Annotated in this window: 17 protein-coding genes; 14 read left to right on the forward strand and 3 right to left on the reverse strand. The window is 34.1% G+C overall.

The features are described 5' to 3' along the window. Positions 1–228 precede the first annotated feature (228 nt). From BTM29_RS07325 to adhE, 12 genes are all read left to right on the forward strand, one after another. Positions 229–963, forward strand: coding sequence for a YebC/PmpR family DNA-binding transcriptional regulator (locus BTM29_RS07325; RefSeq protein WP_076615498.1), 735 nt, complete (start codon positions 229–231; stop codon positions 961–963). Positions 964–1,057: 94 nt separating this feature from the next. After that, positions 1,058–2,011 carry a competence type IV pilus ATPase ComGA gene (gene comGA / locus BTM29_RS07330; protein WP_076615501.1) on the forward strand — a complete coding sequence of 318 codons (954 nt, stop codon included), beginning with the start codon at positions 1,058–1,060 and terminating at the stop codon, positions 2,009–2,011. Then, positions 1,965–2,990, forward strand: coding sequence for a type II secretion system F family protein (locus tag BTM29_RS07335; RefSeq protein ID WP_225972187.1), 1,026 nt, complete (start codon positions 1,965–1,967; stop codon positions 2,988–2,990). Before comGA ends, BTM29_RS07335 begins: the two co-directional genes overlap by 47 nt. Then, positions 2,990–3,310: a competence type IV pilus major pilin ComGC gene (gene comGC / locus BTM29_RS13060; protein WP_076615509.1), complete on the forward strand. Its 321-nt coding sequence runs from the start codon at positions 2,990–2,992 to the stop codon at positions 3,308–3,310. Before BTM29_RS07335 ends, comGC begins: the two co-directional genes overlap by 1 nt. Continuing rightward, the gene (locus BTM29_RS07345) at positions 3,270–3,734 is read left to right on the forward strand and encodes a type II secretion system protein (RefSeq protein WP_076615512.1); all 465 of its coding nucleotides are present in this window, start codon (positions 3,270–3,272) and stop codon (positions 3,732–3,734) included. The genes comGC and BTM29_RS07345 overlap by 41 nt, the downstream gene beginning before the upstream one ends. Further along, a complete protein-coding gene (locus BTM29_RS07350; RefSeq protein WP_076615516.1) occupies positions 3,724–4,005 on the forward strand; it encodes a hypothetical protein in 282 nt (93 codons plus the stop codon). Before BTM29_RS07345 ends, BTM29_RS07350 begins: the two co-directional genes overlap by 11 nt. Continuing rightward, on the forward strand, positions 3,974–4,438 hold the full coding sequence (locus BTM29_RS07355) for a competence type IV pilus minor pilin ComGF (RefSeq protein WP_076615520.1): 465 nt from the start codon (positions 3,974–3,976) through the stop codon (positions 4,436–4,438). The genes BTM29_RS07350 and BTM29_RS07355 overlap by 32 nt, the downstream gene beginning before the upstream one ends. Continuing rightward, a complete protein-coding gene (locus tag BTM29_RS07360) occupies positions 4,413–4,631 on the forward strand; it encodes a hypothetical protein (protein ID WP_076615525.1) in 219 nt (72 codons plus the stop codon). Before BTM29_RS07355 ends, BTM29_RS07360 begins: the two co-directional genes overlap by 26 nt. A gap of 47 nt (positions 4,632–4,678) precedes the next feature. Continuing rightward, on the forward strand, positions 4,679–5,695 hold the full coding sequence (locus tag BTM29_RS07365) for a class I SAM-dependent methyltransferase (RefSeq protein WP_076615529.1): 1,017 nt from the start codon (positions 4,679–4,681) through the stop codon (positions 5,693–5,695). 9 nt (positions 5,696–5,704) lie between these two features. Then, positions 5,705–6,892, forward strand: coding sequence for an acetate/propionate family kinase (locus tag BTM29_RS07370; RefSeq protein ID WP_076615532.1), 1,188 nt, complete (start codon positions 5,705–5,707; stop codon positions 6,890–6,892). 176 nt (positions 6,893–7,068) lie between these two features. Next, positions 7,069–8,745 carry an oleate hydratase gene (locus tag BTM29_RS07375; RefSeq protein WP_076615536.1) on the forward strand — a complete coding sequence of 559 codons (1,677 nt, stop codon included), beginning with the start codon at positions 7,069–7,071 and terminating at the stop codon, positions 8,743–8,745. Positions 8,746–9,162: 417 nt separating this feature from the next. Next, complete coding sequence (gene adhE / locus BTM29_RS07380) at positions 9,163–11,760, forward strand: bifunctional acetaldehyde-CoA/alcohol dehydrogenase (protein WP_076615539.1); 2,598 nt, start codon at positions 9,163–9,165, stop codon at positions 11,758–11,760. A gap of 50 nt (positions 11,761–11,810) precedes the next feature. On the opposite strand, the gene add is transcribed toward adhE, so the two are convergent. Further along, positions 11,811–12,830 (reverse strand): adenosine deaminase, encoded by a 1,020-nt coding sequence (gene add / locus BTM29_RS07385; RefSeq protein WP_076615543.1) that lies wholly within the window; start codon positions 12,828–12,830, stop codon positions 11,811–11,813. 224 nt (positions 12,831–13,054) lie between these two features. On the opposite strand from add, the gene BTM29_RS07390 reads away from it, so the two are divergent. Continuing rightward, on the forward strand, positions 13,055–14,395 hold the full coding sequence (locus tag BTM29_RS07390; protein ID WP_076615546.1) for an NCS2 family permease: 1,341 nt from the start codon (positions 13,055–13,057) through the stop codon (positions 14,393–14,395). An 11-nt stretch (positions 14,396–14,406) separates the two neighbouring features. Next, positions 14,407–16,176, forward strand: coding sequence for an adenine deaminase C-terminal domain-containing protein (locus BTM29_RS07395; protein WP_076615549.1), 1,770 nt, complete (start codon positions 14,407–14,409; stop codon positions 16,174–16,176). 141 nt (positions 16,177–16,317) lie between these two features. On the opposite strand, the gene BTM29_RS07400 is transcribed toward BTM29_RS07395, so the two are convergent. Continuing rightward, positions 16,318–17,172, reverse strand: coding sequence for a glycerophosphodiester phosphodiesterase (locus BTM29_RS07400; protein ID WP_076615553.1), 855 nt, complete (start codon positions 17,170–17,172; stop codon positions 16,318–16,320). Between the two features lie 10 nt (positions 17,173–17,182). Further along, positions 17,183–19,714: an ATP-binding cassette domain-containing protein gene (locus BTM29_RS07405; protein WP_076615556.1), complete on the reverse strand. Its 2,532-nt coding sequence runs from the start codon at positions 19,712–19,714 to the stop codon at positions 17,183–17,185. Positions 19,715–19,842: the final 128 nt, after the last annotated feature.

Below are 19,842 nucleotides of genomic sequence, written 5' to 3' on the forward strand. Positions count from 1 at the left end.
ACTGATGAATCGGCTTTAGATCAGAGTATATACCCAAATAATTGATGCAAATGATTCAAATTCCGGTATCGTTATAGCGGTGTTAGATTTTTTTGATATTGGTATCAATAAAAAGCACATACAACGGTCAAACTACGAGGTCATTTGAATATAAGATATTGAAATTGTAGGCTTATTTTGATATTATATTACCTGGTTTACAATTATTGACGAAAGAAGGAAGCAGAAATGTCAGGACACTCAAAATGGCATAACATCCAGGGTAGAAAAAACGCCCAAGATTCTAAACGTGGAAAGATTTTCCAAAAATTATCACGTGAATTATTCATGGCAGCAAAAGCGGGTGGTGCTGATCCGGACAGTAATGCTGCTCTTCGTTTAATAGTAGATAAAGCTCGTGCAGCTAACATGCCTAAAGATAACATCAAGCGTGCCTTAGATAAGGCCGAAGGTGGCAGTGAAGAACATTATGATGAAGTTACATACGAAGGCTATGCTCCAGGTGGAGTCGCAGTTTTAGTTGAAGCTTTGACAGATAATAAGAACAGAACAGCCTCTGCCGTACGTGTTGCGTTTACTCGTAACGGAGGTAGCTTAGGCTCTAGTGGTTCAGTTGCTTACATGTTCGATCGTAAGGGATATATCGTACTTGATCGCGAAGTTAACACACAAGATGAAGATGAGGTTCTTTTGGACATCATGGATCTTGGTGCTGATGACTTACAAACTTCAGACGAAGCATTTGAGATTTATACAGATGCTAAGGAATTTGCCGCTGTTCGTGATGGTTTGATTGAAAAGGGATATAAATTAGCTAATTCTGAATTAACTATGATTCCTCAAAACACAACACCAGTTCCAGAAGACAAACAAGAACAATATGAACACATGATCGATCAACTTGAAGATGATGATGATGTTTCAGATGTATTTACAGCAGCCGCTGATGATGATGAAGAATAATTTAATTTAAAAAAGATCGTAGACATTTAAGTTTACGATCTTTTTTTTTCGTAATTTTTTTGTGTAGGGAGGGATAAACATCAGCACAGAAAAAATGGCACTTAAATTACTTAACGAAGCCTGTAATAATGTAGCATCTGATATTTATATTTTCCCACATGATAATGGTTATTCTATTGAGGCCAGAGTGAATGATGGATGCTTTATAATTGCAAAATATACTTTGAATGAAACAATATCAATAATTAATTTTTTGAAATTTAATGGTGGATTAAACGTATCTGAACAAAGGAGACCTCAAAAGGGCTCATTTAGCTTTTTATTCAGTAATCATAATATTCACATTAGAATTTCGACAGTTGGAGACTTTATGAATCGAGAATCAGTTGTTATTCGATTGATATATCCACAAGAAATGTGTAATCAAGTTAACCAAGAAATAATTGATACCTTATTGCCAGTTGCTAGATTAAAGGGAATGATGATTTTTTCAGGTCCAATGGGTTCTGGGAAAACATCTTTAATGTATGCGCTCAGTCGGGAGTTAGTGAATAATAAAAAAGTTATGTGTATTGAAGATCCAATTGAAATTGTTGAAGATAAGTTTCTTCAGCTACAAGTGAACGCTGAATCGAAAATGACTTATGAAGAATTGATCAAAACTAGTTTAAGACATCGTCCTGAAGTGTTGATAATAGGTGAAATACGCGATAGTCAAACAGCCAAACTGGCCGTTCAAGCGGCGTTATACGGTTATACGGTCATGACAACGATTCATGGTAAGTCAAAATATACGGTTGTACAAAGACTTAGACAGTTTGGAATCGATGATTTCGAAATTACAAATTCTATAAATATGATATCTTATCAACGATTGATACCAGTAGTTAATGGAACTGAATTATTGGTTGATACATTGGATAATACTGGAATAAAAGAATTCATATCTAATGAGAAAACAGATGATAATTGGCAAGAAATGTTAAAAAATACGCGTCAGAATGGATATATTGATGAAAATACTTACCAAGAATATCTTTTCGGTTAAGGAAATAAACTCAGTACAACAGGCGGAATATTTACTGATTCTCAGTAAACTAATGCACAATGGCTTTCCCATTAGGGATGCCATAAACAGTATGAGAATGATGGACAAAGGAAATCGTGTATTTGACAAAATATATCAAGATTTACAAAATGGGCAAATGGTATCAGTTGCATTAAAACATTTGGAATTATCTCAAGTTATAAATAATCAATTAATTATTGCTCAAAGCAATGGTGGACTACAAAAGGCCTTATTCCAAAGTGGCATTATCTTAAAAAATAAAGCACGTCAAAAAGAAAAATTAAAAGATCTACTAGCATACCCGTTAGTAATATTGAGCTTTTTATTTATATTATTAATTGGTATGAAATTCTATATTATTCCACAAATGGACTTATCACAGGGCAGTAAAATGATAGATGCTTTTTTTATGGGATTAGTGATTCTTTCAATCATGTCAGTGATCTTTGTTGTGGGTTTTATTTATCGTATTAGAAGAATGGATGAGTATACGAGAGCCAATTTGATTATTAGACTACCAATAATAGGAAATACATATCTAAGCTTTTATCAATTCATGATATTACAAGGCTTAGGAATGCAGGTCGCAAGTGGATTGAATCTATACGAAATTTGTACTAGTAGTCAAATATTTAAGAGTGGTTCGATACAAGCAACAATAGCAAATGACTTTATTAATGGGTTAAATTCAGGTAAGGATATTTATCAGTTAATAAACGATGATGCCATATTACCGAATGAATTGAAAATGATCTTGCAGTCTGGTGATGAAACAAGGAATATCGCACAAGATTTGATATTAATGTCGGAATTAAAATTTGATGAAACTCAAAAAAAATTAAAAAGAATTTTGAATATGATACAACCAATTTTATTCGCAATTATTGCGATGGTAATTGTTATCACTTACTTAATTGTATTATTGCCAGTTTATGGAATGATGAAAGGGATGTCTTGATGAAAAAAATAATTAATAAAACTAAAAAAGGTTTTACTCTAATAGAAATGGTGATCGTATTATTTATTATTTCGTTATTGTTGTTGATAATGATTCCCAATTTGGCTAGACAAAAACAAGATGCAGCAATAAAAGGTGAGGACGCGTTTAGAGTAACTATGCAGACTCAAGTAGATATGTACGATGGAGCAGACTTATCTTGGAATAAATTAAAAGCCGAAGGGTTGATTTCTGATAAACAGGCTAAAGAAGCTATGAAGAAATTCAACGAGGTTTCAAGTGATAAAAAGAAAATCACTGATAAAACAGTACAAAAGTAAGGCTGGATTTACTTTAATTGAGGCGGTTTTCACACTTATAATTATTTGCAGTTTAGCTTTGGCAACTAGTTTTGGGATGAAAGATTATCAACAAAGGATTCAAGAGAAACAAACGTTAGAAGAATTCAAAGTTAATTTAAGAGATATGTTCAATTATTCTTATTTGTATAAACGGACTAGTGTCTTTCAATACTACAAAGATAAAGATTATATAAGTTTTAGAGATTTAAGTGATAGGGATAGATATTATCATGAAGTTAAATTGTCGAAAACTTTGCATATATTAAATTCTGAAAATATTGTGCACTATGTTAGTAGAGAAGGCCAAACCAGTCCTATGACAATAATATTTAAGTCAGAATTAACTGGTAAGAAATATATATTCAAAATTCAAATGTTATGGGGAGAAATAAATGAAGAGTAGAAGCGGATTCATGCTTTTGGAATCACTTATAACTATGTCTATTTCCATAACGATCTTAATTACCCTTTCAATGTGTGTTGGACAACAATTCAAAATACTTAATTATTGGGAAGAACGAGTTAGTGCACACAAAATAATGTTGATACATTCAAAAACAGACAATATGGATAATGAACATATTGTAGATGGGAAAAAATATTTTTACGATAATATTAACGGTAGAATGAGTGTGAAGGTCAATGGTAATATATTTTATGCACAAAAAGCGTAGTGGCTTCATGCTAGCAGAAGCAGCTGTGGCATTATTAGTGGCGATTATAACTTTAGGAATTTTGAATCAGTCACTACAAATTGCTAGAAATGTTCATCACAATACTAGAAGTGAATTATTGCGCTGGCATATAACGAACGAGAAATTACAAAATGATTACTTTATACATGCAGATATAAAAAATGTTAAAAGCAATTCTATAACGTTTAGCATTATTAAAAATGGCGAAAAAAAAGATTATGAACTTAATTCATACGATGATAAAGTTCTAAGATTGACGACTCCAAATGGTGGATATATGCCGATTTTAAAAAATTTGATTTACATAAATATTAGTAAAAATGGGAATTTGATAACAATAATAACCAGGGATAAAACTAATCGAAAGTCTGAGATGTTCTTGATAAATGAACCGAATACACCAAAAACATGAAGGGGCAATCATTCTTAATGCAGTTATGATTTTGTCTATTGCCATATTAGTGATAGGATTTAGTAATGCTTATTTTGATCGTCAAGTTAGAAGCTATCAAAAACTAGACGAGATCTATAAACAAGAAATTACTAACAATGCTGAAAGTACCGAGCAATTAAAATTCTGGGAAGCGTTACAGCCCTTGAATTAAATCGCTTACAAAGGTAAAATTTTAGTGTGTTATTAAAGAGGTAAATTATGGCAGAAGAAAATATGCAAAAGTACTATGATCAGTTAGATCAAGCTACCACTTTACTTAAGAAGTCTTTAGGAACTAGTTATGTTGAGGCACTTGCTGAGAACTTAACTAATATTTCCGACGGAAACGTTTATGTGGAGAACGGAGCACCAGATGATTCGACAGTATCACAGCTCAAGGATATTTATAAAGAATTGATACAGTTACATTTAACACAGGCGCAATTAAAACAGGCTATTACAGTCAATATTATCAAAGACCAAAGAACCGATAATGTTGAAGTCAACAAATTGATGACACCTGATACGATTGGCTTAATTGCTAGTTTAATTGCTTTTGAAATTCTTAATTCTGAGAACAAAAAAACTGTTAATTTGGTTGATCCTACTGTTGGAACTGGTAATTTCTTAATTGAATTCATTCAACAGCTAAAACAAGCAGGTGATTTTAAAATTAACGCTGCTGCATTGGATAATGACGAAACATTATTATCATTAACTAAGTCATTCAGTGAAGTTATGAATATAAATCTAGATGCATATCATCAAGATAGCATCGCTGACTGGGATATAACTGACATTGATATGGCTATTGCAGATCTACCAGTTGGTTATTACCCAGTGGATGATAATGCAAAAGCTTTTGAAACTAAAGCTGATGAGGGGCATTCATTTGCACATCATTTATTGATAGAGCAAACAATGAATAATCTTAATGATGGTGGAGTTGGAATATTTGTTGTTCCGTCACAAATATTCCAAACTGATCAAGCTAAGAAATTATCTGCATGGATGGTTTCAAGTGTATATTTGCAAGCGGTATTGGATTTACCAACTAATTTATTTGCCTCAAAAGAAGCACAGAAGGCTGTTGTAGTATTACAAAAGCACGGTGGTAATGCTAAACAAGCTGGTAATGTCTTAATGGGAACAATTCCAGATACTAATCAGCCACAATTGTTTGAAGGTTTTAAAAATCAATTACAAGACTGGGCACAAAACAACTTTAAGGATTAGGTGAAAAAAATGTCAAAGATTATTGCAGTTAATTCAGGTAGTTCAACGTTAAAATGGAAGCTTTATTCTTATCCAGATGAAAAAGTTATTGCTAAAGGGATGGTGGATCGACTAGGATTGTCAGATTCAGTATTCGAGGTTAAATATAATGGTGAAAAGACTAGTAAGGTAGGAGATATTCCTGACCATATTACGGCCGTTAATATGATGCTAGAGAAGCTTTTGGATATGGATATTATTAAGAGTTACGATGAAATTACTGGTATTGGTCATCGAGTTGTTGCTGGTGGTAATCTTTTCAAAGATTCTGCCGTAGTAACACCTAAAGTAATTCAAGAAATCAAAGAATTAGCAGAATTTGCACCACTACATAACCCTGGCCAGGCTGCAGGTATTGAAGCATTTGAGAAGATTTTGCCAGATGTACCACAAGTTGCTGTTTTTGATACATCTTTCCATCAAACAATGGATCCGGTCAATTATTTGTATAGTTTGCCATACGAATACTATGAAAAATATGGCGTAAGAAAATTTGGTGCACATGGAACAAGTCATCGTTACGTTTCGAGTGCTGCAGCAAAATATTTGAATAAACCGCTTAAAGACTTGAAGATCATTTCATGTCATCTAGGTAGTGGGGCATCAATCGATGCTATTGATGGTGGTAAGTCAATTGATACATCAATGGGATTCACCCCATTAGCAGGTATTACTATGAGTACTCGTTCTGGTGATATTGATGCATCCCTTGTTGCTTACTTGATGCAAAAGCTTAAGATTATTGATCCACAAGAAATGATTACTATTTTGAATAACAAGTCAGGATTACTTGGAATCTCCGGTGTCTCTCCTGACATGCGTGATTTGATTGCTACAAAAGACGACAACAAACGTTCTAAACTAGCTATAGATATCTTTATTAACCGTATTGTTAAGTATATTGGTTCATATATCGCGTTGTTAAAGGGAACCGATGTTATCTTATTTACAGCTGGAATGGGTGAAGGTAATCCATGGATTCGTGAGTTGGTAATAGATAGCTTTAACTATATGGGAATTAAAATCAACAAAGAAACAAATGAAAATGGTAAAGGAATCCGTAAGATAAGTACTGACGACTCAACGGTTGATGTATTAGTTGTGCCAACGGACGAAGAATTAATGATAGTTAGAGATGTTGTAAGATTAACAAAATAATATTAAAGACTGGTATTTACGAAAGTGAATGCCGGCCTTTTTATTATCAATTATCAATAATTAAATTATATATTTATCACTTTTTAGCGTAATTTCTAAGAAAGCCTTTACATTTGTAAGCAAACTAGCTATATTAAAGTTGTAGAGAGTAACAATTCAAAACGGAGGTTGTAAATATGACAAGAAAAGCTTATATGATTGGTACTGGTATTGGTAACTTGGCTGCAGGTCTTTATTTAATTCGTGATGGTGGTTTCAAAGGAGACCAAATTACCATGATGGGACTAGAAACCCATGGTGCAAACGATGGTGATACTGTTGAATCGTTTGAAGATGAATATGGTAATCAAGCTTTATCTAACAATAAAGGATTCTTGGCCAAAGGTGGTCGTATGCTTAATGAAGAGACATATGAAAACCTTTGGGATCTATTACGTTCTGTTCCATCATTGGATAACCCTGGTCAAACAGTCACAGATGATATTCTTAACTTTGATCACGCACATCCAACACATGACGTTGGTCGTTTGATGGATTATGACGGACCTCGTATAAAGAATAATAAAGATAATTACAGACATATGCAATTTAATAATAAAGACAGAGCATTGTTGTCTAAGTTAATGATGACGCCTGAAAAAGACGAACAGTCTTTGAATAATATTAGTATTGCGGAATACTTTGCTAGCACACCACATTTTTTTACAACAAACTTCTGGTACATGTGGCAAACAACTTTCGCATTCAAACGTGCAAGTTCAGCTATGGAATTGCGTCGTTATATGAATCGTATGATTCTTGAGTTTAGCCGTATCAATACTTTGGAAGGTGTAACAAGATCACCTTATAATCAATACGAAAGTATCATTGTTCCAATGCGCAAATATCTAGAAGATCGCGGAGTAACCTTCATTAATAATCGTAAGGTAACTGATTTCGAGTTTAAAGATACACCGCTTCAAGATGATATTATTGTTACTGGTTTGAAGTATGAAGAAGTTGATAATGATAATAAAGAAGGGCACATTGATATTGATGAGAACGATTTAGTCTTTGATACTAATGGTTCAATCACTGACAGTTCATCAATTGGTGACTACAACACACCTGTTACTGAGAATATGGAGTACGCCCCAAGTGCAATGCTTTGGAAGAAGGCTGCTGAGAAGTTCTATTCATTGGGTAATCCTGATAAGTTCTTTGATGATCGTACTCAAAGTGAGTGGATGAGTTTTACTATTACTACAAACAATCACTATTTGTTGAATCAAATCACACGTATCACTCAACAAGAACCAGGTAATGCCTTGAATACATGGATAAATAGTACACCATTGATGTCACTAGTTATTCACCATCAACCACACTTTAAGGCACAAAAACCTAATGAGTCAGTATTCTGGGGATATTTCATGTATCCACGTAGAAATGGTGATTATGTTCAAAAACCAGTTATCGAAATGACGGGTGAAGAAATGCTCCAAGAACTATTAGGTCAATTGGCTGCAGTTGATCCAAGTAAGGATAATATTAAGGATCATACAGAAGAGATCATGGATAGTATTGTGAACGTTATTCCAGTTCATATGCCATATGCAAGTGCGTTATTCAATCAAAGAGCTGTAGGTGATCGTCCTGATGTAGTTCCAAAGCACAGTAAGAACTTAGCATTCATCAGTCAATTCTGTGAACAACCATTTGATATGGTATTTACAGAACAATATTCATTTAGAGCAGCACAAAGAGCAGTGTATACATTCTTAGGAATTCCTCTAACAGAAATGACACAAATGCATCACTATGAAAAGGATCCAAAGGTTATGGCACGTGCTGTTAAGACAATGTTTAGATAAAATAGAATAATTATGTTTTTGATAGTAATTTAAAAATTCTGGTTAAAGATTAAATTCTTTAGCCAGAATTTTTTTGCTTTGATATATCACAAATTGTAAAGTCGAGTAATTTATATTTTTGTGCTTTTGTGAAGTAAGTTATCAAGACTGATCAGTGTGCAAGTAGTATCTATTGACTTTATTTTCACAAAGTTCACATGACTTTTTATGAAAGACAAACTTGTTTTATATGTAAGCGTTTACATGAATAGATGTTGATATATCAACACATAATACCGAAAAAATGTACATTTTGAAAATAATTATGATTTTTAGCTGAAAACCATTGCCATATTTTCAAACAATGCTAAGATAGAACGTGAAATAGATAACGTGAATTAATTAACAAAATATGTTTCTGTCTTGGAGGTATTTTAAATGTTAAAGAGTTCTAATAAAGATACAAAACAAAATGATGTAGGTCCAGTTATTAATGAAATGGTTGTAAAAGCCCAAAAGGCTTTGAACATTATGGACAGTTATACACAAGAACAAGTTGATCACATCGTTCATCATATGGCGATTGCTGGATTGAATGCCAGTTTGAAGTTGGCAAAGTTGGCACATGAAGAAACTGGTCGTGGTGTTACAGAGGACAAAGTTATCAAGAATATGTTCGCAACTGAGGAGATCTGGCACTCGATCAAGCGTGATAAGACTGTTGGTATCATTGAAGATGACAAGGAACATCGTTTGATAAAGGTTGCCGAACCACTAGGTGTATTAGCGGGTGTAACACCTGTAACAAATCCTACTTCTACAACAATGTTCAAATCATTAATTGCCTTAAAAACACGCAATCCAATTATATTTGGATTCCATCCACAAGCTCAAAAATCATCAGTTGCCGCAGCAAAAGTAATGCTAGAAGCTGCAGTAGATGCGGGTGCACCAGAGAATGTGATCCAATGGATCGATAAGCCAAGTATTGAAGCTACTTCAGCATTGATGAATCATCCAGATGTTGCTAGTGTACTTGCTACTGGGGGACCTGGTATGGTCAAGGCTGCTTATTCAACGGGTAAACCAGCACTTGGTGTTGGTCCTGGTAATGGTCCAGCATATATTGAAAAGACAGCAAATATAAAACGTGCAGTAAATGATATCGTATTATCCAAGACATTTGATAATGGTATGGTTTGTGCTTCAGAGAATAGTGCCATTGTTGATCAAGATATTTATAACGAAGTTAAGGAACAATTAGAAAAGAACAAAGTTTACTTTATTAAAAAGGCTGATCATAAAGCATTGGCAGACGCAATGTTCAGACCAGAAGGCGGTGTCAAAGGACCTATAGCTGGTAAATCAGCAGTTGAGATTGCTAAATTGGCTGGTATAAAAGTTCCAGATGATACTAAAGTTATTGGTGTTGAAATCACAGGAATTGGACCAAGTGAGCCATTGTCAGCTGAGAAACTTTCACCTGTTTTATCTGTATTCAAGTCTAAGGATCACAAGGACGCTTTTGATAAAGCCGACAAATTATTACACTTTGGAGGATTAGGTCATACGGTTGCCATTCATACTATGGATGAAGATCTAGCCACTGAATTTGGTGTCAAGATGAAGGCTAGTCGTGTGCTAGTTAACACACCTGCTGCCATTGGTGGTATCGGTAATTTGTATAATGAAATGATTCCTTCATTGACATTGGGTACAGGATCATGGGGGAAGAATTCAGTTTCACATAACGTTTCATCATTTGATTTGCTTAATATTAAGACAATCGCAAGACGGAGAAACAATATGCAATGGATTAAACAACCTCGTGTTTACTTTGAAAAAACTTCAGTACGTTATCTAGAAGATCTAGAAGGAATGAGTCGTGCCTTTATTGTTTGTGACCCAGTTATGGTTCAATTGGGATATGTTAATACAATTGTTGATGAATTGAAGCGTAGCAAGACAAATGTTGAATATTCAATGTTTTCAGATGTTGACTCTAAAGTTACTACTGACATGGTTCAACGTGGTGTTACACAAATGAAATTATTTAAACCAGATACGATCATTGCACTTGGTGGTGGCACAACAATGGATGCCGCAAAAGATATGTGGCTATTTTATGAACACCCAGATGTTGACTTATTTGGTGCTAAGCAAGGATTCATTGATATTAGAAAGCGTACATACAAATTCCCTAAGCCTGAAAAGACTCAATTTGTAGCTATTCCTACAACGTTTGGTACTGGATCAGAAGTTACACCATTTACTTCAATAATTGATTCTAAGACAAATATTAAATATCCAATAGCTGATTATTCATTAACACCGGATGTAGCGATTGTAGATTCACAATTTGTTGAAACAATGCCAAAGGATGTTATTGCTGAATCTGGATTGGATGTTTTGAACAATGCTATTGAATCATATGTTTCAAACATGGCATCAGATTATACAAGACCATATGCATTGCAGGCCATTAAATTAGTCTTTGATAATTTAGTCAAAGCTTATAATGGTGATCCAGATGCACAAGAGGAAATGCATAATGCTTCAACTTTGGCAGGGATGTCATTTGGTAATGCATTTGCTGGGGTTGGTCATTCTATTACAGATGTTTTGAACAATGAATTTGGTATTAGACATGGCTTAGCTTCTATCGTTGCTTTACCACAAGTTATTAAATATAACTTTGAACAACCTACAAAGATTGCTATGTGGCCTAAGTATGAAAACTTTAGAGCTGATGAAGATTATGCTGTTATTGCACGTTCAATTGGCTTGGATGGTAAAGGAAATGCTGAATTACGCGATATGTTGATCAATAAGATTGTTGAATTAGCACATGGTGTGAATGTTAAAATGAGTCTTAAAGAAAATGGAATAAAAAAGGCCGATTTTGATAAAAAAGTTGATGATCTATCCGAAGCAGCATTTGCAGATCAATTCTCATTTGCTAATCCTAAAGAACCATTGATTTCAGAATTAAAACAAGTTTTGATAAATGCTTATGAAGGTAAAGGTATCAAATAGACAAAATAAAAGAGCTCCCAGCTAAAAACTGGAAGCTCTTTTATTTTGTCCTAAAATGCTTTTACAAAGTCATCAATAGCCCTTAAGTACGTATTTTTTTGGAAGTCGCTGATCCATGATGTTTCGAATGAATTCCTAGCAAAAATAACTAACTGTTGGGCAGTTAAATCATATTTTTTGGCTATTGCTTCATAATTATCGGCGATATAACCTCCGAAATAGGCTGGATCATCAGAATTAATTGAAACTTTTACACCTTGTTCCATTAATTCCACTATCTCTTTGCCTTTCATGTCATTGGTTACGAATCCGTTGGAGAGTGGACAGCTAGTTAAACCAAGATTTCGTTGGTTAACCCAATCTACTAGGTCTTGGTTTTCAACGATATTAGTACCGTGGTCTAGTCTTTCCACATTTATAATTTCAAGAGCTTGTTTTATGTGATCTATAGAGTCTACTTGGTCAATGTCGGCATGCATCGTTGTGTGATATCCAGAAGATATAGCATTACTAAATGGACTAATAAACTTCAAAGGTGGATTGTGATGCTCATCAGAGTCTAAACCAACGCCTAGGATCATATTACGGTATGGTTTTGCCATATTTAGGACTTCATTAGCATAGTTAGCAGACATATCACGTAAGAAACACATAATTAAATGTGCATCTACATTAAATGCTCTGGCATCAATACAAGCACGGTAATATCCGTTTATGAATACGTCAAATGGGATTCCTCGTGTTAAATGTGCTTGAGGATCAAAGAACATTTCGACATGTTTCACACCATCTTTTTTAGCATGTTTTAAATATGCCATTGCTAATTGATAGAAATCGTCTTCTGTTTGCAAAACTGCCATTCCGGGATAATAAACGTTGAGGAATGAAGCGAGTGAATCATATTCATATGTTTTACGTACATCTTCTATTGTAGTTTGTCCGATATCAATACCATTTTTCTTAGCTAATTCAAGTTTCAATTCGGGTTCTAGTGTTCCTTCTAAATGTAAATGAAGTTCGGCTTTTGGTAATCCGTTGATGAATTCTCGTGTAATTTTTTTTGGTAACAATTTTATTAGCTCCTCTAGTAGTGATTTGTTTACAATGTTAAGAATAACAACTATAAAAATAATAATCAACTGGTTTATTCATAAAAATATTCATTAAACACGAACGATAAATATTTATTTATAAAAAATAATCGTATTTTACTTGATATTATTTTTTAAATTTGAGATACTTTTGGTGTAGAAGAGTACATATATTGCTCTTAACTAAAAGGAGATTAGGTAAAATGGATAGTTCATTAAACCAGAGAAGCTTTATAGAAAAGTTATTTCATTTGCAAGAAAATGGAACAACAATAAAACGTGAAATTTTAGCAGGGCTGACGACATTTGTCTCGATGGCATATATCTTATTTGTTAATCCGCAGGTATTAGGGGATGCAGGTATGAATAAAGGAGCTGTTTTCACGGCAACGGCTCTATCAGCTATTTTAGGTTCAGTATTGATGGCATTATTAGCTAATTATCCAATTGCAATTGCACCAGGACTTGGTGACAATGCGTTCTTTACTTATTCAGTTGTATTGGCCATGGGAATTCCTTGGCAGACAGCGATGGCTGGAGTATTTATCTCAAGTATTCTGTTTTTGATTCTTTCATTAGTTAAACTTCGTGAGATCGTTATTGATGCAATTCCTCATGATTTGAAATTAGCCATGGCTTCAGGAATTGGTATCTTTATTGCTTTTGTTGGTTTCCAAGGTGGAGGTCTTATTACTGGTAGTAAATCTACACTAGTTGCTATGGGATCATTCACAGTACCAACTACATGGTTAACGATCTTTGGGTTGATTGTTACCGGTGGATTGATGGCCAAGAAGGTTCCGGGTTCAATCTTTATAGGTATGGTTTTAACAACTATTTTAGGATTAGTAACAAAATTGATTCCATTACCAACACACATTGTTTCGACTATTCCAAGTTTAAAACCTACATTTGGTGTTGGAGTTATGCATCTAGGAGATATCATTAATCAACCACAATTATGGGCAGTTGTTCTTATTTTCCTATTAGTAGCATTCTTTGATACTGCAGGTACATTGATTGGACTAGCTTCACAGGCTGGATTTATGAAAGACAATAAAATGCCACGTATTGGTGGAGCATTAATGGCTGATTCCATTTCAATGCTTGGTGGTTCAGTAATGGGTACAACACCAACAGCAGCATATGTTGAATCTAGTGCAGGTATTGCTATTGGTGGTCGTACAGGACTTACTTCATTGGTAGTTGGAGTTTTGTTTGCTCTAGCAATGTTCTTCTCACCACTATTAACGGTTGTGACTTCAAACGTTACTGCACCTGTTTTGATTATTGTTGGTATCTTAATGGCACAATCAATGAAAGAAATCGATTGGGGTAAATTTGAAATTGCCATGCCAGCTTTCTTAACAATTGTTGGTATGCCACTTACATATAACATTTCTTATGGTATTGCCTTTGGATTCTTAGCTTATCCATTAACAATGCTTGCAGCAGGTAGAAGAAAAGAAATCAATCCAATCATGTATATCTTGTTCTTCGTATTCATTGTTCTACTATATACAATTAATATTCTACCTAAATAGGAGGCATCAACTTGCTAGAATTAAATGATTTTAAAGACTTAATTAGAGCTGGAGCGGCACAAATACCAGCAGATCTAGTTATTAAAAATGGACAACTAGTTAATGTGTCTACTAAAGAGATATATCCAACTGAAGTAGCGATTTATAAAAATAAAATTGTTGCTGTGGATGAGGATGTTTCTGATTACATTGGTGAGAATACCAAGATCATTGATGCCAAGCAAAAATATTTGGTTCCAGGGATGATTGATGGTCACATTCATGTAGAGTGTAGTAAGTTGAGTATGACTAGTTTTGCTAAAGCAGTTGTACCACATGGAACTACAAGTATTATTTCCGGTTTAGATGAATATATTTCAGTAATTGGCTTGAAGGGATTACCAGAAATATTTAAAGAGATTGATAATTCAAATTTGAAGTTATTCTGGGGAGCACCATTCAAAACTCCCTATACGATTCCACAATCGACTATTGCTGAAAATATCGATTCTGACGTACAACGTGAATTATTAAAGCAATCCAATGTATATGGTGTTTGGGAAACTGTACGAGAAGATATTCAAGAATTAGATGAAGATACTTTGAAGACAATGCTTTATGCTAAGGCTGCACATAAACCAGTTTGGGGATGTTCTCCAATGGCACGTGGTAAAAAACTCAATCAGTATTTAATGAGTGGTGTGCGTGTGGATCATGAGAGTTATGATCATGAAGAATTATTGGAAAAAGCTCGTAAGGGCTTGAATGTAGTGGTTAGAGAATCATCTGTGACACACTTCTTAAAAGAAAATATTCGTGCTATTACTGAGAATAATGCGGATGTCGCAAGTCATGTCAGCTTTTGTACTGATGATGTGACTGCAACTGATATCGCAGAATTGGGTCATTTAGATCATGTTGTTCGCTTGGCAATTAAGTCTGGGGTCGATCCTTTGACTGCAATCCAAATGGCAACTATCAATTCAGCTCAGGCTTATCGAATTGATGACCAGGTGGGAATTATAGCGCCAGGTCGTGAGGCAGATATATTATTCGTAAAAAATTTAGATAAGTTTAAAATTTCCAAAGTTATATCTAAAGGAAAAATAGTAGACGAAAAAAAAGTTCCAGATGTTAAACGTTCACCTGAAATTATGAATTCTGTTAAAGCTAGTGAAGTTAGTGCAAATGATTTTGTTTATAAGGTTGATATTAAAAATGGTACAGCTGATGTTGAGACTATTAAGAGTGTTGGTCCCTTTGTTAGAAAACGCCGTGATGTAAAACTAGAAGTTAAAGACCATATAATTCAAATAGATACTAATAAAGATGTAGCTTTGGTTTCAGTTATCGAGCGATTTGGAATTAATGGTAATAAATCACTAGGATTCACTTCTGGTTGGGGATTAAAGGCTGGTGCCATGGCGTCAAGTGCATCACCAGATGATAATAACTTGATTGTTATGGGTGTTAATAATATAGATATGGCATTTGCAGCAAATGAGTTGATTAAACGTGGTGGTGGTCAAATTGTTGTTAAAGATGAAAAGGTCTTGAGCTTTTTACCATTGCCCATTGCTGGAATTGTTTCAGAGGCCACTCCAGAAGAATTGGTTTCTCAGGAAAAGAGTATTTTAAAAGCTGCAAGATCTTTAGGTAGTATGGTAGACGATCCGATGTTTTATATGACCTTTTTACCAATAACTGCTATTCCAGATTTGGCAATTACTGATCTTGGACCAACAGATTGTATTGCACTGAAAATATTTGATCCAATTTTGAATACAGAAGTGAGCAAGTAAGGTTCAGATTTTTAGATAGTAAATGTGCGCCAAAACACAATTTTCTCAATATAAGCCTAAAAGGCCGATATTTACTTGCGTAAATACCGGTCTTTTAGGCTTATAAACGAAAACTGAACGTGTTTTAGCGCACTCTGCTTTTTATTCCCATTTATTTATGAGTTTATTTGTTTCTTTAGTATTGTTTGTAAACAAACTGTCAAATTTATAAATTTTCAATGCATTGTAGTTGTCATTGTAAGTATCAATTGTCCAGGCATTTGTTTTAAAGCCATTGTGATGAGCCTTCTTTATTAGCTTTTTTGTCCATTGATCTTGATTGATCGAGATAAAGGTTATGTACCTTGGAGCATTGTCTATCTCTTCAGTATATTGTCGCTCAGTAACAGAATCTAGCAACCAAAGTATAGGAATCTTCTTTTGAGATTTCTTACCGTGGAATTCCTTGATACCAGGGATGCTTGAATCCTGCATGATAATATTGTTATTCATTTTGTATTGATTCAAAACCTTTGCTAGCGCTTTTTCAGTGTCAGTGTTATCTCCAGCACCTTTTTTTGCTTCAATAATATAATGAACGTTTTTATTGTATTTTTTAAAAACATCCCCCAATTGATGAAGTTTTTCGCCATTTGCTAATTTAACTTTTGCCAATTTATTGGAGTTAGAAGTAGAAATTTTGATATTTTTATTAGTAGTTCGTTTTAAATTATCATCATGTGAAACGTACAACTTACCGTCTTTGCTTAACCAAACATCTTGTTCAATATATTGGCTACCATCTTTGATTGCTTGATTGTATCCGGCAAAGGAATGTTCCGGTTCATTATAAGGACTTCCACGATGTGAAAATACTAGAGGAGTCTCATTTGATGCATGATTAACGCTTGTTTCAATTGATGTTTTGTTCTTGGCCTTTACTGAGGCGGAAACTTTTGTAGTTCCAACACCTAATAGAATGGCTGTTAGTATTGCTACAATAGGTAATTTTTTCATATTTAATCCCTTAAATGTTATATAGTTTGAGGTGCTCGGATAGATATTTACCAGTAATACTATCCTTTGATTTACAAATATCTGATGGAGTACCACTGGCTATGATTTTACCACCGTTAATGCCACCTTTGGGGCCAAGATCATTAATATAATCAGCATTAGCTATGATATCTAGGTCATGTTCGATAACAATAACTGTAGCATGATTATTAATTAATTTGTTTAAAACATTGATCAATACTGAAACGTCTCTAGGGTGAAGTCCAACACTAGGTTCATCAAAAACAAACAATTGATTTTTTTGACTATGCTTCATATAAGTGACCAGCTTTAATCTTTGAGCTTCACCACCAGAAAGAGTAGGGGTACTTTCACCTAATTCTAAGTAGCTAAGTCCAATCTCATTAAGAGTATCAAGAGTTCCCTCAATATTAGCTTCATCTTTAAAAAATTCAATAGCCTCAGTTATTGACATATTCAAAATTTCAGCAATATTTTTCCCATGCCAAGTTATCTCTAAAATATCAGGATTATATCTATTGCCATTGCATACTGGACATGTTTCAACAATATCTGGTAGGTATTGAATATCTAGTGTAATTACACCCGTACCACCACAATTTTTACATGCACCTTCTTTATTATTATATGAGAAGTAACTTGGAGTATATTTCTTGTTTTTGGCATCAGGTGTAGATGCGAATAGTTTTCTAACTTTGTCCAGAATCTTTGTATAAGTTGCCACGGTGGATCGAACATTTTTACCAATTGGTGTGGAATCAACGGTTAAGATGTTTTTGATATTATCTTCGTTGAGTTTGGTAACGTATTTTGGCATCGGTTCATTATCGATTTTATCTGTGAGTGCTTTTATTAGACTATCAAAAATCAATGTTGTTTTACCAGATCCAGACATTCCAGTGACAACATTTAAGGATTCTTTACTAAACTTTGCCTTCATATCATGTATATTGAATCTGTCACTAATCTCTATTTCAATTTCACCTTTGCTAAATGGTTTTATAGATTTATGTTGAATTATGTTGGCATTACCAGTTAGATAGGGTTCAATTACAGAATCCTTGTTGTGCTTGATTTCGTCGACTGTTCCTTCTGAAATAACCTTTCCACCACTGGCACCTGAGGAAGGACCGATTTCAATAACATAATCAGCAGCGGCAATGATACTAGTATCATGATCGACAACTATGAGTGAATTACCCAATTTGACTAATTCATGTAGTATTTTGATTAATCCTGTAACGTTTGCGGGGTGTAAACCAACACTTGGTTCATCTAGAACGTACAATACGCCAGTCATTTGATTACGAATAGTTCTAGCAAGTTGAATTCTTTGTAATTCACCGGTGGATAAAGTATTCCCTGCACGAGTTAAATTGAGATAATTTAACCCCAAATCATCAATTGGTTGTAATAATTCTAATAGTTCATTTGTTAGATTCTTACCAATTCTTTGCATATCACTTGGTAACCAATCCATTATTGTAGAACAAAATTTTTGTAGTTGTTCGATACTTAATTGACATACCTCGGCAATGTTTTTACCTACAATTTTATTTGTAAATAATTTGGGATCGAATCTACTGCCTAAACAATTAGGACATTCTTTTTCGTCATAGAACCTGCCTAGTCGTTTAAGCGTATTCTCATTTTTAGTGCTTGATAGACTATGTTGAACTGCATCGATTGCATTTTCATATAGGGCATTAAGTTTGAATGACTTACCAGTTGATGTAGGAATAATTACTTCTCTTTTAACACCTTTTCCTTTTATAACGATATTTTTTTCATCGGTAGTCAATTCTTCAAATGGCACATTGATTCTTACACCCAATTGTTCAGCAAGCTCTATTTGTAGTGATCTACCTGGTAATCTCCATGAGCGAACAGCACCTTGTGCAATGGTCAATGATTTATCAGGAATTATTTTGTCTAATTCAATAGTTTTTAAAAATCCTGTACCTTGGCAAGTTTTACAGGCACCAGTTGAATTGAAGGCAAAATCTTCGGCACCAAATGCCATGAATTTTACATTGCAAACTGGACAAGTCATCATGCCCATATTTTCGTCAGAAGATGGTAGGTCCATAACTTGAGAGATTTTTAAGGTTGGATCTAGGTGATGTCCATTTGGACAAGTTATTGAGGCCAGGCGTGAAAACATCAAACGTAAAATATTTAAACTTTCAGTCATGGTACCAACAGTGGATCTAACTCCCGGCACGACTGGTCGTTGTCTTAGGGCAATTGTTGAAGGAAGATTTTTGATTTGTTGGACATTGGAACGTCCCATTTGTGTGATTCGTCTTCTAGTGTAGGTTGAAAGTGCATTGAGATATTTTCTGGCACCTTCAGAGTAGATAGTATCCATTGCTAATGATGATTTACCAGATCCAGAAACTCCAGTTATTGCAACGAATGAATTAAGAGGAATATCAATATTTAGATTTTTAAGATTGTTCGCATTTGCACCCCTAACTTCAATATTATCTGGGATATAATTCTTGTGTCTAATCGGCATTTTTAAATCCTCCTTTTCCATGTTATTTTAACATTTTAAAAAATATTTTTTATCCAAAAGGGCTGTCATACTAAGTGTTAACTTATGAAACTAATACCATATATGCTATAGCACTATATTTGTATACA

The organism is Companilactobacillus allii (assembly GCF_001971585.1).
Taxonomy (GTDB): Bacteria; Bacillota; Bacilli; order Lactobacillales; family Lactobacillaceae; genus Companilactobacillus; species Companilactobacillus allii.

Bases quoted from the DNA above. Each gene is read 5' to 3' on its own strand.
- BTM29_RS07350 (WP_076615516.1), top strand. From the start codon at position 3,724: ATGAAGAGTAGAAGCGGATTCATGCTTTTGGAATCACTTATAACTATG.
- BTM29_RS07335 (WP_225972187.1), top strand. From the start codon at position 1,965: ATGGATATATTGATGAAAATACTTACCAAGAATATCTTTTCGGTTAAG.
- BTM29_RS07375 (WP_076615536.1), top strand. From the start codon at position 7,069: ATGACAAGAAAAGCTTATATGATTGGTACTGGTATTGGTAACTTGGCT.
- BTM29_RS07405 (WP_076615556.1), bottom strand. From the start codon at position 19,714: ATGCCGATTAGACACAAGAATTATATCCCAGATAATATTGAAGTTAGG.
- comGC (WP_076615509.1), top strand. From the start codon at position 2,990: ATGAAAAAAATAATTAATAAAACTAAAAAAGGTTTTACTCTAATAGAA.
- BTM29_RS07360 (WP_076615525.1), top strand. From the start codon at position 4,413: ATGAACCGAATACACCAAAAACATGAAGGGGCAATCATTCTTAATGCA.
- BTM29_RS07325 (WP_076615498.1), top strand. From the start codon at position 229: ATGTCAGGACACTCAAAATGGCATAACATCCAGGGTAGAAAAAACGCC.
- adhE (WP_076615539.1), top strand. From the start codon at position 9,163: ATGTTAAAGAGTTCTAATAAAGATACAAAACAAAATGATGTAGGTCCA.
- BTM29_RS07370 (WP_076615532.1), top strand. From the start codon at position 5,705: ATGTCAAAGATTATTGCAGTTAATTCAGGTAGTTCAACGTTAAAATGG.
- BTM29_RS07390 (WP_076615546.1), top strand. From the start codon at position 13,055: ATGGATAGTTCATTAAACCAGAGAAGCTTTATAGAAAAGTTATTTCAT.
- BTM29_RS07355 (WP_076615520.1), top strand. From the start codon at position 3,974: ATGGTAATATATTTTATGCACAAAAAGCGTAGTGGCTTCATGCTAGCA.
- BTM29_RS07365 (WP_076615529.1), top strand. From the start codon at position 4,679: ATGGCAGAAGAAAATATGCAAAAGTACTATGATCAGTTAGATCAAGCT.
- BTM29_RS07400 (WP_076615553.1), bottom strand. From the start codon at position 17,172: ATGAAAAAATTACCTATTGTAGCAATACTAACAGCCATTCTATTAGGT.
- comGA (WP_076615501.1), top strand. From the start codon at position 1,058: ATGGCACTTAAATTACTTAACGAAGCCTGTAATAATGTAGCATCTGAT.